Source organism: Microbulbifer sp. S227A (assembly GCF_049800935.1).
In genome coordinates this window covers 169,334-182,172 of the sequence record NZ_JBNAFZ010000005.1, presented here as the reverse complement: position 1 = coordinate 182,172, position 12,839 = coordinate 169,334, and the positions used below count along the sequence as shown (strand labels likewise).

The 12,839-nt window shown below is 62.1% G+C and carries 12 protein-coding genes; 6 read left to right on the top strand and 6 right to left on the bottom strand.

Going from position 1 to position 12,839, the window contains the following annotated elements; genetic code table 11:
• The 4 genes from ACP15R_RS14000 to ACP15R_RS13985 all read right to left on the bottom strand — a co-directional run bounded on the left by ACP15R_RS14000 (position 1) and on the right by ACP15R_RS13985 (position 4,258).
• Entirely contained in the window at positions 1-1,095 is a 1,095-nt protein-coding gene (locus ACP15R_RS14000) for an ABC transporter ATP-binding protein (protein WP_424987045.1), read from the bottom strand.
• 4 nt (positions 1,096-1,099) lie between these two features.
• Positions 1,100-1,963 (bottom strand): carbohydrate ABC transporter permease, encoded by an 864-nt coding sequence (locus ACP15R_RS13995; protein ID WP_424987044.1) that lies wholly within the window; start codon positions 1,961-1,963, stop codon positions 1,100-1,102.
• 5 nt (positions 1,964-1,968) lie between these two features.
• Entirely contained in the window at positions 1,969-2,862 is an 894-nt protein-coding gene (locus tag ACP15R_RS13990; RefSeq protein ID WP_424987043.1) for a carbohydrate ABC transporter permease, read from the bottom strand.
• Between the two features lie 73 nt (positions 2,863-2,935).
• Positions 2,936-4,258 (bottom strand): ABC transporter substrate-binding protein, encoded by a 1,323-nt coding sequence (locus ACP15R_RS13985; protein ID WP_424987042.1) that lies wholly within the window; start codon positions 4,256-4,258, stop codon positions 2,936-2,938.
• A gap of 133 nt (positions 4,259-4,391) precedes the next feature.
• Here ACP15R_RS13985 and ACP15R_RS13980 point away from each other — a divergent pair, with 133 nt between their 5' ends.
• On the top strand, positions 4,392-5,180 hold the full coding sequence (locus ACP15R_RS13980; protein ID WP_424987041.1) for an IclR family transcriptional regulator: 789 nt from the start codon (positions 4,392-4,394) through the stop codon (positions 5,178-5,180).
• 23 nt (positions 5,181-5,203) lie between these two features.
• Positions 5,204-6,025, top strand: a complete 822-nt coding sequence (locus ACP15R_RS13975; RefSeq protein WP_424987040.1) for an amidohydrolase family protein — start codon at positions 5,204-5,206, stop codon at positions 6,023-6,025.
• A 15-nt stretch (positions 6,026-6,040) separates the two neighbouring features.
• On the opposite strand, the gene ACP15R_RS13970 is transcribed toward ACP15R_RS13975, so the two are convergent.
• Both ACP15R_RS13970 and ACP15R_RS13965 read right to left on the bottom strand, forming a co-directional pair.
• Complete coding sequence (locus ACP15R_RS13970; RefSeq protein ID WP_424987039.1) at positions 6,041-7,996, bottom strand: bifunctional 2',3'-cyclic-nucleotide 2'-phosphodiesterase/3'-nucleotidase; 1,956 nt, start codon at positions 7,994-7,996, stop codon at positions 6,041-6,043.
• A 108-nt stretch (positions 7,997-8,104) separates the two neighbouring features.
• Positions 8,105-8,743 carry a glutathione S-transferase family protein gene (locus ACP15R_RS13965; protein WP_424987038.1) on the bottom strand — a complete coding sequence of 213 codons (639 nt, stop codon included), beginning with the start codon at positions 8,741-8,743 and terminating at the stop codon, positions 8,105-8,107.
• 214 nt (positions 8,744-8,957) lie between these two features.
• On the opposite strand from ACP15R_RS13965, the gene ACP15R_RS13960 reads away from it, so the two are divergent.
• The 4 genes from ACP15R_RS13960 to ACP15R_RS13945 all read left to right on the top strand — a co-directional run bounded on the left by ACP15R_RS13960 (position 8,958) and on the right by ACP15R_RS13945 (position 12,656).
• Complete coding sequence (locus tag ACP15R_RS13960) at positions 8,958-9,776, top strand: universal stress protein (protein ID WP_424987037.1); 819 nt, start codon at positions 8,958-8,960, stop codon at positions 9,774-9,776.
• Positions 9,777-10,084: 308 nt separating this feature from the next.
• The gene (locus ACP15R_RS13955) at positions 10,085-11,119 is read left to right on the top strand and encodes an ABC transporter substrate-binding protein (protein WP_424987036.1); all 1,035 of its coding nucleotides are present in this window, start codon (positions 10,085-10,087) and stop codon (positions 11,117-11,119) included.
• Positions 11,120-11,172: 53 nt separating this feature from the next.
• Positions 11,173-11,901: an ABC transporter permease gene (locus ACP15R_RS13950; RefSeq protein WP_424987035.1), complete on the top strand. Its 729-nt coding sequence runs from the start codon at positions 11,173-11,175 to the stop codon at positions 11,899-11,901.
• Positions 11,901-12,656 (top strand): ABC transporter ATP-binding protein, encoded by a 756-nt coding sequence (locus ACP15R_RS13945; protein ID WP_424987034.1) that lies wholly within the window; start codon positions 11,901-11,903, stop codon positions 12,654-12,656. Before ACP15R_RS13950 ends, ACP15R_RS13945 begins: the two co-directional genes overlap by 1 nt.
• Positions 12,657-12,839: the final 183 nt, after the last annotated feature.

The following is a 12,839-nucleotide window of genomic DNA, read 5'->3' as shown; positions in this document are numbered from 1 at the left end:
CTAGCTCCGGATTGCTTGTGAACTGGCGGCATCGAACAGGTGGCACTTGTCCAGCATCAGGTGAAACTTCAACGTCTCGCCCGGGCGCACGGGCCGCGGATTGAGCATCTTGGCCTGCACCTCGGTGCCCGCGACATCAGTGAACAACAAGGTTTCCGTGCCCAGCGGCTCGGTCAACGTGACGGTCAGCTCCAGCTCTGCCATCTCGCCGTCTTCCTGCACCGAATGTCCGGCGGGCATCAGGTTATCCGCGCGAAACCCGAACTGTACCTCTTGTCCCGCCCGCACCAGGCCGCGGGCGTTGGCAGGAACCGGAATGACCAACCCGCCAGCCAGGCGGATCATACCCTCATCGGTGACGGTGCCGTCGATCAGGTTCATCGGGGGCGACCCGATGAAGGTTGCGACAAAGGTGCTGACCGGCGCGTTGAACAGATCAAGCGGAGTGCCGACTTGTACGATATGCCCGTCGCGCATCAACACGATCCGATCCGCCAGCGTCATCGCCTCGACCTGATCGTGTGTCACGTAAACAATCGTGTTTCCAACGCGTTGGTGGAGTTTCTTAATCTCAACCCGCATCTGTGTGCGCAGCTTGGCGTCAAGGTTTGACAGCGGCTCGTCAAACAGGAACACATCCGGGTGGCGCACGATGGCGCGGCCCATGGCGACGCGCTGTCGCTGCCCTCCGGAAAGTTCGGCGGGCTTGCGCTCCATCAGTGCGTTCAGCCCGAGGATCTCGGCGGCCTCGCTGACGGCGGCTTCGATCGCTGCGGTCTCGGCCTTGGCGATCTTGAGCGAAAACCCGAGATTTTCCCGCACCGTCATATGCGGATAGAGCGCATAATTCTGAAACACCATCGAGATGTTGCGCTCGCGCGGGGGCAGGTCGTTGACCAACCGCCCGCCGATGGTGATTTCCCCGCCGGAAATGCTCTCAAGCCCGGCGATCATCCGCAGCGTGGTGGATTTTCCACAGCCCGAGGGGCCGACCAGCACCACGAACTCGCCATCCCGGATCCCCAGGTCGATACCATGCACGGCGCGGAACCTGCCGTAATCCTTGGTGACATTCGCAAGCTTGACTTCGGTCATGGGACTATCCTTTGACACCGCCGAAAGTAAGGCCGGCAATCAGATGTTTTTGCACGATAAATGTAAGAACCAGGGCCGGCACGATCATCAGCACCGCCAACGCGCACATGCCGCCCCAGTTGATGGTGAATTCGGCGGTGAAATCGAGCAGCCCCACCGGCATGGTCTTTGAGCCGACCGACCGGGTGAGCTGTGACGCCAGCGCGAATTCGTTCCAAGAAGTCAGAAAGGCAAAGATCGCGGCCGAGGCGACGCCCGAGCGGGCGACCGGGAATTCCACCTTCCAGAACGCCTGCCAGCGGGTGCATCCGTCGATCTCGGCGGCCTCGTGCAATTCCCTGGGGATCTGGCGAAAGAACCCGTCGGTCAGCCAGATGGTAAAGGGCACGTTCATCGCCACATAGGCGAGGATCAGCCCGAAATGGGTGTCGATGATCCCCACACGGGCAAAGACGATGAACAATGGCAATGACAGCGCCACACCCGGCACCGCGCGAAACAGCATCAGGCCGACGAAATACCCCGACTTGCCCCTGAACCGATAACGCGCAAAGGCATAACCGCCCGACATGCCGATCAGGATCGCGATCACCGTGGAAGTCACGGAAACAATGAGAGAATTTCGGAAGTAGGCAAAGACCGGCACACCGCCTTCGCCGGCACCGCCGAACATCGCCCGGTAATGTTCGAGCGTAAAGGTCGGCGTCCAGACCGGCGGCTTGGCCATGATCTCGACCGTGGGCCGGAACGAGTTCAGAACGATCCACAGACCGGGGATGCAGATCACCGCCATGGTCAGGAACAGCGCAAGAAAATGCAGCACCCGCAGCAGGCGCTTGCGGTTCCGGTGGGTGCGGTTGCGATCCATCGGCCTTACCCCGCCATTCCGAGCTCGGCGCGCGCGGCGCTGAGTTTGCGAAAGAAATAAATGGTGAAGAGGATCGACAGGATGATCGAGACATAGCCCATCGCATTGGCCAGTCCCATGCGGGCATCCACGTAACCGGTGCGGCTCATCAGCGTCCACAACAGTTCGGTACGCCGGGCCGGGCCGCCGCCGGTCATGATCTGAACGATGTCATAGGCGCGGGCCACGTCAAGGCTGCGAATGGTCATCGCGATGTAGATAAAGGGCATCAGGAAAGGCAGGGTGATGTGGCGAAAGGTCTGCCAGGGGGTACAGCCATCGACCTTGGCCGCTTCGAGCGGATCGCGCGGCATGGCAAACAGCCCGGCCAGGATCAGGATGGCAAAGACCGAGGTGCTCATCCAGATCTCGGCGAACATGATCGAGAACATCGCCAGCTTGCCATCGACCAGCCAGGGCAGGGCCGCGTCAGAGCCCAGCGATTGCAATACGTTGTTCACCAGGCCGATATTGTCGTTGAAGATGAACTTGAACTGAAACCCCACGAGGATCGGCGAGAACATCATCGGAAACATCAGGATGGTGCGCAGGGTCCGCTGGCCCCATGTCACCCGGTTCATCAACAGCGCGATGCCAAGCCCCAGCAGCAACTCCAGGTTCAGAACGATGGTCAGGAACAGAACCGTGCGGCCAAAAGCGGCCCAGAATTTCGCATCCGTCAGGATCTTTTCATAATTGAACGTCCCGACCCATCGCCACAGCGTCGACGGGCGCGTCAGCTTGTAGGGCGTAAAGCTCGAATAGAGCGAAAAGATCAGCGGAATGAGCACAACTGCGGCGATCACGATGATTGCGGGCAACAGAAGGACAAACCACTCGGGCAGGCGGCGGCGGGTCATGACGATCCTATCGATGCGGTGGTCGCGGCGTTCCGGGGGGCGGCACAAACCCGCCCCCCGCGCGGTTCGGGTGCTAGTAGTAGCCTGACTCGCGCATCAGTTCGTCAACCCCTTCGGCGGCATCGTCCAACGCCTGCTGAACGGTCTTGTCGCCAACGATGGCCGCCTGCAATTCGGGAAAGACGATATTGGTGGTCTCGCCCCATTCCGGGATCGGCGGAATCGCGAACGCATATTCGGCCCCGGCAGCAAAGGCGGCCAGCGCCTCGGCGCGATAGGGGTCGTCACCGCTCTGCGCCGCCTCGACATTGGCGTTCCACACCGCGCTGCGCGTCGGCAGCGAGCCGCCCGAGCTCTCGGCAAGCTGGCTGTCCTCGCTGGTCAGGAAATTCACCAGCGACACGGCGGCCTCCTTGTTCGGGCAATCGCTTGTCACCGAAAAGCCGTGATGCCCGGACCAGCCAGTACGCGTGACCGACCCCATCGGCTGAATCGCCACCCCGACATTGCCCGCCGCCTTGGACGATTCCGGATCGTTGAAGAACCCGGCCCAGCCCGGCCAATCGAGGTTCAGCGCCACGGTGCCGCTGGCAAACCCCTGACCCAGATCGTCCCACACATAAGACGTGGTGCCCGCCGGAACCGCCTTGGCGGCGTATAGATCGACAAACCATTGCAAGGCCCGCTGGCCAGCCTCGGAGTTGAAGATCGGCTTCTTGTCCTCATCCAGGTAATTGCCACCCTCGGCGACCACCATTTCATAGAACCGTCCGACAATCGCCTCGTCCTTGCCGGCATATTGCGTGCCGTAGAAATTCGGCGGGTCGGCAAAGAAGATCGCCTGGTCCTTGACCTGCTCCCAGGTCTCGGGGACCGCCAGATCATACCCGTATTCGGCCTTGAAGGCGGCAGCCTTGTCCGCGTCTTCGTAATTCGATCTGAGATAATACAGCACCGACACGTCGAATTGCGCGCGGGGCAGCATCAGCAACGCGCCATCCACCGTCGAGGCCTTGATGTTGCCCGGCACGAATTCGGCGATGGTCTCTTGCGGCACCATCCCGTTCAGGTCGATATACAGGCCCTCGTATTGCGGCGCGAACGACGAATGGTTGGACCCGACGCACCATCCGGTGGTGCCCGCCGCCATGTCCGACTTGATTTCCTTGTCGATCTCGAAATGGCTTTTCTTGGAAATGATATCGACCGTGGCACCGGTTGCGGCCTCCCATTCCGCGATGCGCCCGTACAATGCCTCGTATTGCTGCCCGCCGATCAGCTTGGCCTCGACCGTGACGCCCTCAAAGCTGCCCCAGTCCGATGCGAGGGCCGGTCCAACCAGCCCGACCGATGCCGTTCCCGCCAGCAAGGCGCTGGCCACATTGAATTTTCCCATCTTCTCCTCCCAGATCATGCGATGGTGCATAGGCTATTCATTTGCATGTAAATCATCTATTCATAAATAAATCAACCTTGACTTGCATCACCTTGTGCCCGACACTGGATTGCGCTTGGGTTCAGGGATGGGAATGGACGACAGCACCGACAAATACCGCGCCCCGGCGCTTGAGAAGGGTCTCGACATCATCGAGCTTCTGGCCGGTCATGGCGAAGGACTGACGCAGGGCGAGGTGGCCAAGGCGCTCGACCGCTCGCCCTCCGAAATCTACCGGATGCTGTCGACGCTGGTGCGGCGCGGCTATGTCATCCGGTCGCCTTCGGGGGATCGCTATTCGCTAAGCCTCAAGATGTTCGCCCTCTCGCAGCGCCATCCGCCCATCGGACGGGTGATCGAGAACAGCCTGCCGCGCATGCGGGCGCTGGCGCGCAAGAGCTGGCAATCCTGCCACATGGCCGTTGAGAGCAATGGCGACATCGTGATCGTCGCCTCGGCGGAATCACCGGGCAACTGGGGGCTGGCGCTCAAGACCGGCACGGTGATCGGCCTGTGGAATACCGGGTCGGGCTGTGTGCTGGCGGCATTTCGCAGCGATGACGAGATCGAGGAACTCGTGACACAACATCGGCCCGCCGTCGGGGAACCCACCTATGACCGCGAGGCGTTCTTTGGGCATATTCACCGCATTCGCAAGCTGGGCCATGAAATGATCGCCTCGACCACGGCGTTCGGCGTCACCAACATCGCCTTTCCGATTTTCGGCCCCGGCGGGCGGGCGGCGGCGGTGCTGAGCTGTCCGTATCTTGAACGGGTGGATGATCTCACGGTCCCGTCGCTGGACGAGGTGGTGGCGATGCATGGCGAACTGGCCCGGGAAATGACCGAAATCTATGGCGGCGAGACCGGCACCGCGCCGTGACGCCCAACAGGGAGGCAACCGCGATGCTCATCGATACACATCAGCATTTCTGGAAACTCGAGCGCGGGGATTACGGGTGGCTGACACCGGACCTGGCACCGCTTTACCGCGACTTCATGCCCGAGGATCTGAAACCGCTGCTCGACGCGGCGGGGGTCAGCGGGACCATCGCGGTGCAGGCCGCCGATACCGAGGCGGAAACCGAATTCCTGTTGTCGCTCGCCGATACACATGACTGGATCCGCGGGGTGGTCGGCTGGGTGGATCTGGCCGCCGCAACCGCCCCGGCCTCGATTGCCCGGCTCGCCGCGCATCCCCGGCTGGTGGGGCTGCGCCCGATGATCCAGGACATTCCCGATGACACATGGATGTTGCGCCCCGAACTGGCCGGGGGCATCGCCGCCATGGAGCGCCATGACCTGACATTCGACGCGCTGGTGATGCCGCGCCACCTGCCGCATCTGCGAGCGTTCCTGGCGGCCTATCCCGAGCTGCGGGTGGTGGTCGATCACTGTGCCAAGCCGGAAATCCGCAATGCCGGGTTCACGGGCTGGGCCGAAACCCTGCAAGAGATCGCGGCGGATACACGCGTGTTCTGCAAGCTTTCGGGCCTTGCGACCGAAGCGGCAACCGCGTGGTCAGAAGCCGACCTTGCCCCATATATCCGCCACGTCATCGAGGTTTTTCCCGAAAGCCGCCTGCTGTTTGGCAGCGACTGGCCGGTGCTGAACCTTGCCTCGGACTACCAGGCGTGGATCGACATCGCCGCCCGCGGCCACGCCACGGCCGGGCGCGCCGCCATCCCGGACAATGCCAGCGCCGCCTATCCCCGCCTGCGCGGCTGACGCCCCCTTTGCAGGTCAGAGCGAGATACGGAACCGTGCAAATCCGTCCGGACCATCGCCGGCCTCTGCGATAGGCGCGTCCACCTGATCGAGATAGGCCCGCGCCGCCGGGCCGGTATCAAACAACACCGTGGTGCCTTCGAGCGGCGCAAAGGACCAGTTGCCATCGGCCTTCGGGCTGATCGTGCCCTTTTCGACGATATAGCGCACGATGACATCGCGGTTGGTGTCGGGGCCTTCGAAAACCGTGGTTTCCGATGACGCCCCCGGGAACGCACCGCCGCCGCTGGCGCGGTAATTGTTGGTGGCGATAATGAATTCCGCATCCAGATCAATGGGTTTTCCATCAAAGGTCAAGTTGACGATGCGGTTGGCATTCGCGTTCAGCAATGCGCCCTTGGTGTCATATTTCGAAGGTTGCGACAGGTCGATCTGATACTCGACCCCGTCGATCACGTCGAAATTGTAACTCGGGAAATCCGGATTGAGCAGCACCACGTCCTGCGCGCCGGGCGTCACCTGGTTGAACATCCCCGCCGAGCGTTCCAGCCAGTCCTTGACCTGCTGACCGGTCACCCGCACCGCGCGGGCAGTGTTCGGATAGAGATATAGGTCAGAGACGTTCTTGATCGCCACATCACCCTTGGGCACGTCGGTAAAATATTCCGGACCGCCCCGGCCACCGGCCTTGAAGGGGGCCGCGGCGGACAGGATCGGCAGCCCCTCATGCGGCGTGCCCTTCATCATCTGTTCGATGTACCAGAGCTGGGCGATCGACACGATCTGGACCGAGGGATCATCTGCGACCAGCGCGAAATAGCTGTGCAACGGCGCATCGGTCTTGCCCACGGGGCGGCGTACATAGCTCAGCGTTTCGTCATGTTCGGCCTGCACCGAGGCAAGCACCTCGGGATCGCTCTCGACCAGCGCCGTGACCGAGCGGTCCTCGTTGCGTTTCGAGATCGGGCGCGCCTCGGTTTCGGCGGATACGACCCGCCATTCATTACCGTCCCGTTCCAGCAACAGATCGATCAGCCCCATATGGCTGCCCCAGAACCCGCCCATCGTGGCCGGGGTTCCCATCAGCGTGCCCGCATCCACATCGGCCCCGGCAAAATCCGCATAGCCCGGCGAGGGGAATACGAGATGGCTGTGCCCGGTCAGGATCGCGTCAACCCCGTCCAGCCCCGCCAGCGGCACCGCGGCGTTTTCCATGCCATCGGTGGCATCGGCGGCCCCGATGCCGGAATGCGACAACACGACGATGATATCCGCGCCCTGTTCCTTCATCTGCGGGATATAGGCGCGGGCGGTTTCAAGGATGTCGCGCGCCTGCACCTTGCCTTCAAGGTGGCGGCGGTCCCAGTTCATGATCTGCGGCGGCACAAACCCGATCAGCCCGACACGGATCGGATGTTCGGCCCCGTCGCCATCCGTGACCTTGTGATCGAGAATCACATAGGGCGGGATCAGCGTCTTGTCGCGGGTCGGATCCGAACCCGTTTCGAGCGCGACATTGGCGCTCACCACCGGGAAATTCGCCCCCGCCAGCGATTTCATCAGGAAATCCAGCCCATAGTTGAACTCGTGATTGCCGAGGGTCGAGGCATCAAAGCCAAGCGCGTTCATCGCCTGGATCACCGGATGCGTGTCACCCTCTTTCATGCCCCGCTCATAGGCGATGTAATCGCCCATCGGGTTGCCCTGCAGAAAATCGCCATTGTCGATCAACAGCGAATTGGCCGCCTCGTTGCGGATGCCCTGAATCAGCGACGCGGTGCGCGCAAGGCCAACCGTATCGCGCGGCTTGTCGGCATAATAATCATAGGGGAACACGTGCACATGCAGGTCGGTGGTCTCCATGATGCGCAAATGCGCCTGGTTGGTGGCGGCGCGGGCCGAGAAAGGATGCAGCGCGATCAGGCCGGCGGTGCCGGCAAGAAAGCTGCGACGATCGAGCACGATGGACATTGATTTGTACCCCAGGGTTTGAATTCGGCATCGGATGCCACGCGATTGTATCGTCTTGACGACATGCCGCAAGCCGCGTGCCGCTTGCCCCGTGGTCACGCGCGGGAGTCAGGGCAGGGGGATCTCGGTCACGAATTTCGGCACCTGATAGCCGCGCTGCACGGCGGGGCGTTCGGCAATCCGCAGATACCAGTCCCGCACATGCGGAAAATCGCCAAGGTCGATCTCTTGATACTCAAACCGCGAGGCCCAGGGCCAGCAGGCCATGTCGGCGACCGAATAGGCCCCTGTATCGTCACCGGCAATATAGTCGCGCCCCGCCAGACGGGTGTTCAGCACCTTGTAAAGGCGCGCCGCCTCTGTGCGGTAACGCTGTTCGCTATATTCGGATATGCCCTTGTTATACTTTAGAAAATGATGCGCCTGCCCAAGCATCGGACCAAAGCCGCCCATCTGCCACATCAGCCATTCCATCATCCGCCAATATTCGGCACCACGGCACAGGAACCGCTCGTGCTTGTCCGCGAGATAGAGCATGATCGCCCCGGTCTCCATCAGCGTCTGGCCGGTTTCGCGGTCGACGATCGCCGGAATGCGGTTGTTGGGCGCGATCCTGAGAAAATCCGGGGCGAATTGCTCGTCCCTGGTGATGTCGACCGGATGCACCGCATAGGGCACGCCAAGTTCTTCGAGCAGGATGGACACCTTGCGCCCGTTCGGCGTGGTCCAGGTATACAGGTCGATCATGTGCCGGTCCTCTCTCGGGGCGGATGGGTTCGGCCGGAATGTGACCGCTCGCGCCCGCATCCGCAAGCCCGTCGAACGTCCCGGCGGCGCATTCGCCCTACTCACGCTGGGTGCGTCGTTGTATCAACGGTCAGGACCGGGATCGGCAAAGCTTCCTTTGCAATACCCCCGCGCACAGGTCGTCCGCGCGATTCACCCGACGGAGAACATGACGATGAAAATGCAAAACATCCTCTGCGCCTATAACGGCAATGACAGGGCAGTGGCCAGCCTGCGCTATGCCATCCGGATCGCCAGCCATTATGACGGCTGGCTGACCGGCATCGTGCGGCATGGGCGGCCCGTGATCGAATCGCGGTTTTCAAACCAACTGCCCCAGGAAATCCTCGACCGGTTGCAGGACAGCGACGCCGCCAAGATCCGCAAGATCTCGGATGATTTCACCGCCGAAACCAAGGCGCGCGGCCTCGCGGAACGCGCCGAATTCCTTGAAATCACCGATGACAAGGAACTGGTGCTGGCCGAGGTGGCGCGACTTTATGACCTGGTTGTCACCGGTGTTCCCTCCCGCGACATCGCCGATACCCACCTGGCCGCGCACCCTGATCTCGTGGCGCTTCAGAGCGGCCGCCCGGTACTGGTCGTGCCCGATGCCTATGCCCGCGACGGGCTTGCCGATCACGCGATTGTCGCCTGGGATGGCAAACGCTCGGCCGCGCGCGCCCTGGGCGATGCCATGTCGGTGCTCGAGGACAAGGCCAAGGTCACCGTGCTCTGCGTCGGCAAAGAGGCCCCGCGCGGCTCGGAGCGGCTGATCCGCAATTTGCGGCGGCATGGCATCAATGCCGAATTGCTGGTCACACCCGCCCGGGGATCGATTGGCCAGACGGTGCTCGACACCACCCGCGACATCGGCGCACAGCTGATCGTGATGGGAGCCTATGAGCATAGCAAGTTCTCCCATGACCTGTTCGGCGGGCCGACCACCGATGTCATGGAACACGCAACGGTCCCGGTGTTTCTGTCGCACTGAAACCCAAGGACCGGTCCGCCCTGGCACACGGTCGTCTTTTTTCAGGAACTTGCAATCCGAACTTCACATTCCACGCTCGGATATCGTATCACCGTAGGTCCCGGCGGCCCATGGGCCGGACCCGTGTCGCCAGTCGGGCGGGACACCCCGCAACCAGGCGCCAGCGGCTCTGCCCCGGTGCGACGGGGCTGCGCCGCTCGCCTTGTCATATGAGAAATAAATTGACAAAAGTAAAAACTATGGGAATAGTAGGGCGGGATAGGGAACCTGTTGACCAGGCTCTGTGGTCTGCCACGAGGGAGGACAAGATGGCAAACTCGAAAACCAGCTATGTTTCACGCCGCACGCTGCTGCAGGGCGGGGCCGCGATGGGGGCGGCGCTGGCGGCTCCGACATTCTTTGTCGGCAAGGCGCACGCGGCCACCGAAAAGCTGAGCGTCGGAATCATTCCGGCCTATTCCTTTGGTATCTACTGGCTTGTCCAGGACCAGGGGTTCGCGCCGGGCGTCGAGATGGATTTCAGCGTATTCCCCTCGGGCCCCCCGGCCATCGAGGCGATGGTTGGCGGCTCGGTCGATGCGATCACCGTCGGGTCGGTGCCGCCGCTGGCGGCGATGGCGCGCAACGTCGCCGATTTCCGCGAGATTTCGGTCTGTGGCGATGCCTCGGGCCTGTTCACCATCGTCGGCAAGCCCGGCATGCAGGGGCTGGCCGATCTGGAAGGCAAGCGGATCGCCGTCACCTCGGGCTCGAATTTCGATTTCTTCCTGGGCGTCGCGCTCGAACAGGCCGGGCTTGCCGAGATGCCGCTGACCCGGATCAACATGGAGCCGATCGACGCGCAGGCGGCGCTGATTGCCGGGGCGGTGGATGCCACGGTGCCGTTGGCCACGTCGCGCCAGCTGATCTTTGAAAAACTGCCCGGTGCCAGCATGTTGGCCGAAGGGGCGGCGATGCCGATCGACAAGCGCCCCTCGATCATGGACGTGTTCATGACAACCCAACAGACGGTTGACGCCAAGCAGGACGCCCTGACCGAAGTGGTCCGCGCCTTCCATGAACAGGGCGTCGCGATGCTGCGCGAGGACAATGCCGAGGTGGTACAACGGATGATCGCATGGCAAAGCGGCATCGGTCGCGCCGGCGTCACCGCGGAAGAGGTCGAACCGCTGTTGAACGGGTATTTCTATTTCGACGTCCCCGAGATCAAGGCGGTCTATGCCGATGGCATCCTGCAAAACGCGTTGCGCGTGCAGTCGGAATTCCTGGTCGAGAATGACCGCATTCGCAACATGCCCGACCTTGATGCATTGGTCTCTGACCAGATCGTCGCGCAGCTCTGATCGCCATGGACCTGTTGCAAACCCTGAAATCAAGGCGCCTTTGGTTGGGTGCCTTGTCGATCGCCACCGTGTTCGCGATCTATATCTGGATCACGAACCAGCCCGACAACAACCCGGCGCTGTTGCCGCCGATTTCCGACATCCTCACGTCGTTTCACACCAACCTCACCAGCGGCAGCCTGCTGACCGCGTTGGGGGCCAGCCTGTTCCGCATCGCGATGGGATTTTTCATCGGAACCACCCTGGCGCTGGTGATTGGCTGCCTGATCGGCTGGTACAAGATCGTTGAATACCTGTTCGACCCGCTGATCGAGGCGCTGCGCCCGATCCCGCCACTGGCCTATATCCCGATCATCATCATCTGGTTCGGCATCGGCGAGTTCAGCCGCGTCCTGATCATCACCATCGCCTGTTTCATGGTCTGCGTGGTCAACGTGATCGCCGGCATGAAGAACGTGCCGCAGGTCTATGTGGACGCGGCCTCGACCATGGGGGCCAACCGCTTCCAGGTGTTCCGCACCGTTGCGGTGCCGGCGGCGACCCCGTTCATCATCACCGGCTATCGGATCGCGCTGGCGGCGGCATGGACCACGCTTGTGGCCTCGGAGCTGCTGGCGGCACAGAACGGGCTGGGCTTCCTGTTGCAGGAAGGGCGGCGGTATTTCCTGACCGACCAGGTCATGATGATCATCGTCATCATCGGCGGTTGTGCCTTCATCATGGATCGCATCTTCCGCAAAATCCAAGCTTACCTCATGCAATGGTCGGAGGCCCGCGAGTAATGCCCCAGATCGACGTCGACAACCTGACACATACCTTCGGCAAGGGCGGACCCAACGCCCTGACCGTTCTCGACAAAATCAACCTGACCTTTGAATCCGGGTCTTTCAACTCGATCATCGGCACCTCGGGCTGTGGGAAATCCACGCTGCTCAAGATGATGGCCGGGCTGTTCGCCCCGTCCGACGGCAAGATGACGCTGGATGGCGAGGTGATCGAAGGCACCGACCGCCGCCGCGGCATGGTGTTTCAGCAGGACGCGGTGTTCCCCTGGATGACCGTGGCCAAGAACATCTCATACGGGCCGCGCCTGCGCGGGGCCTCGGCCCGCGAGCAATCGCAGATCGAAGCCAAATGGACCGAGATGGTCGGCCTCAAGGGGTTCGAAAACCGCTGGCCGCGCGAGCTGTCAGGAGGGATGCGCAAACGGGTCGATATCGGCCGTGTCTATGCCAACGATCCCGATGTGCTGCTGATGGACGAGCCCTTTGGCGCGCTGGACGCCCAGACCAAGGAACGGATGCAATCCGACCTGCTGGCGACCTGGCAGAAATCGAAAAAGACCGTGGTTTTCGTGACCCACGACATCGAAGAAGCGATCTTTCTGTCCGACAAGATCATCGTGCTGTCCTCGCGCCCGGGCCGGGTACACCACATCGAAGAGGTCAGCCTGCCGCGTCCGCGCACCGACGAGATGCGCCTGACCGATGAGTTCCTCGAGATCAAGCGTCGCCTGTGGGGGATGCTCGACCACTAACCTCCCTGACCCCTCGCGGGGCACCTGAAGCGCGTCGATCCCTATGACCGGCGCGCTTTTTTACGTGCACACCCCAATTTACTCCATGTCGCCCGAAAGGACGTGATACCGCGCCAACCGGCGCGTTTACCCCTAGGCCGGAACCGGCCTTGCCCGCGGCGCTGCTGGGCAATCGCCGGAGGT

Excerpts from the sequence above, each read along its gene's own strand:
- ACP15R_RS14000 (WP_424987045.1), bottom strand. The coding sequence starts at position 1,095 with ATGACCGAAGTCAAGCTTGCGAATGTCACCAAGGATTACGGCAGGTTC.
- ACP15R_RS13995 (WP_424987044.1), bottom strand. The coding sequence starts at position 1,963 with ATGGATCGCAACCGCACCCACCGGAACCGCAAGCGCCTGCTGCGGGTG.
- ACP15R_RS13990 (WP_424987043.1), bottom strand. The coding sequence starts at position 2,862 with ATGACCCGCCGCCGCCTGCCCGAGTGGTTTGTCCTTCTGTTGCCCGCA.
- ACP15R_RS13985 (WP_424987042.1), bottom strand. The coding sequence starts at position 4,258 with ATGGGAAAATTCAATGTGGCCAGCGCCTTGCTGGCGGGAACGGCATCG.
- ACP15R_RS13980 (WP_424987041.1), top strand. The coding sequence starts at position 4,392 with ATGGACGACAGCACCGACAAATACCGCGCCCCGGCGCTTGAGAAGGGT.
- ACP15R_RS13975 (WP_424987040.1), top strand. The coding sequence starts at position 5,204 with ATGCTCATCGATACACATCAGCATTTCTGGAAACTCGAGCGCGGGGAT.
- ACP15R_RS13970 (WP_424987039.1), bottom strand. The coding sequence starts at position 7,996 with ATGTCCATCGTGCTCGATCGTCGCAGCTTTCTTGCCGGCACCGCCGGC.
- ACP15R_RS13965 (WP_424987038.1), bottom strand. The coding sequence starts at position 8,743 with ATGATCGACCTGTATACCTGGACCACGCCGAACGGGCGCAAGGTGTCC.
- ACP15R_RS13960 (WP_424987037.1), top strand. The coding sequence starts at position 8,958 with ATGAAAATGCAAAACATCCTCTGCGCCTATAACGGCAATGACAGGGCA.
- ACP15R_RS13955 (WP_424987036.1), top strand. The coding sequence starts at position 10,085 with ATGGCAAACTCGAAAACCAGCTATGTTTCACGCCGCACGCTGCTGCAG.
- ACP15R_RS13945 (WP_424987034.1), top strand. The coding sequence starts at position 11,901 with ATGCCCCAGATCGACGTCGACAACCTGACACATACCTTCGGCAAGGGC.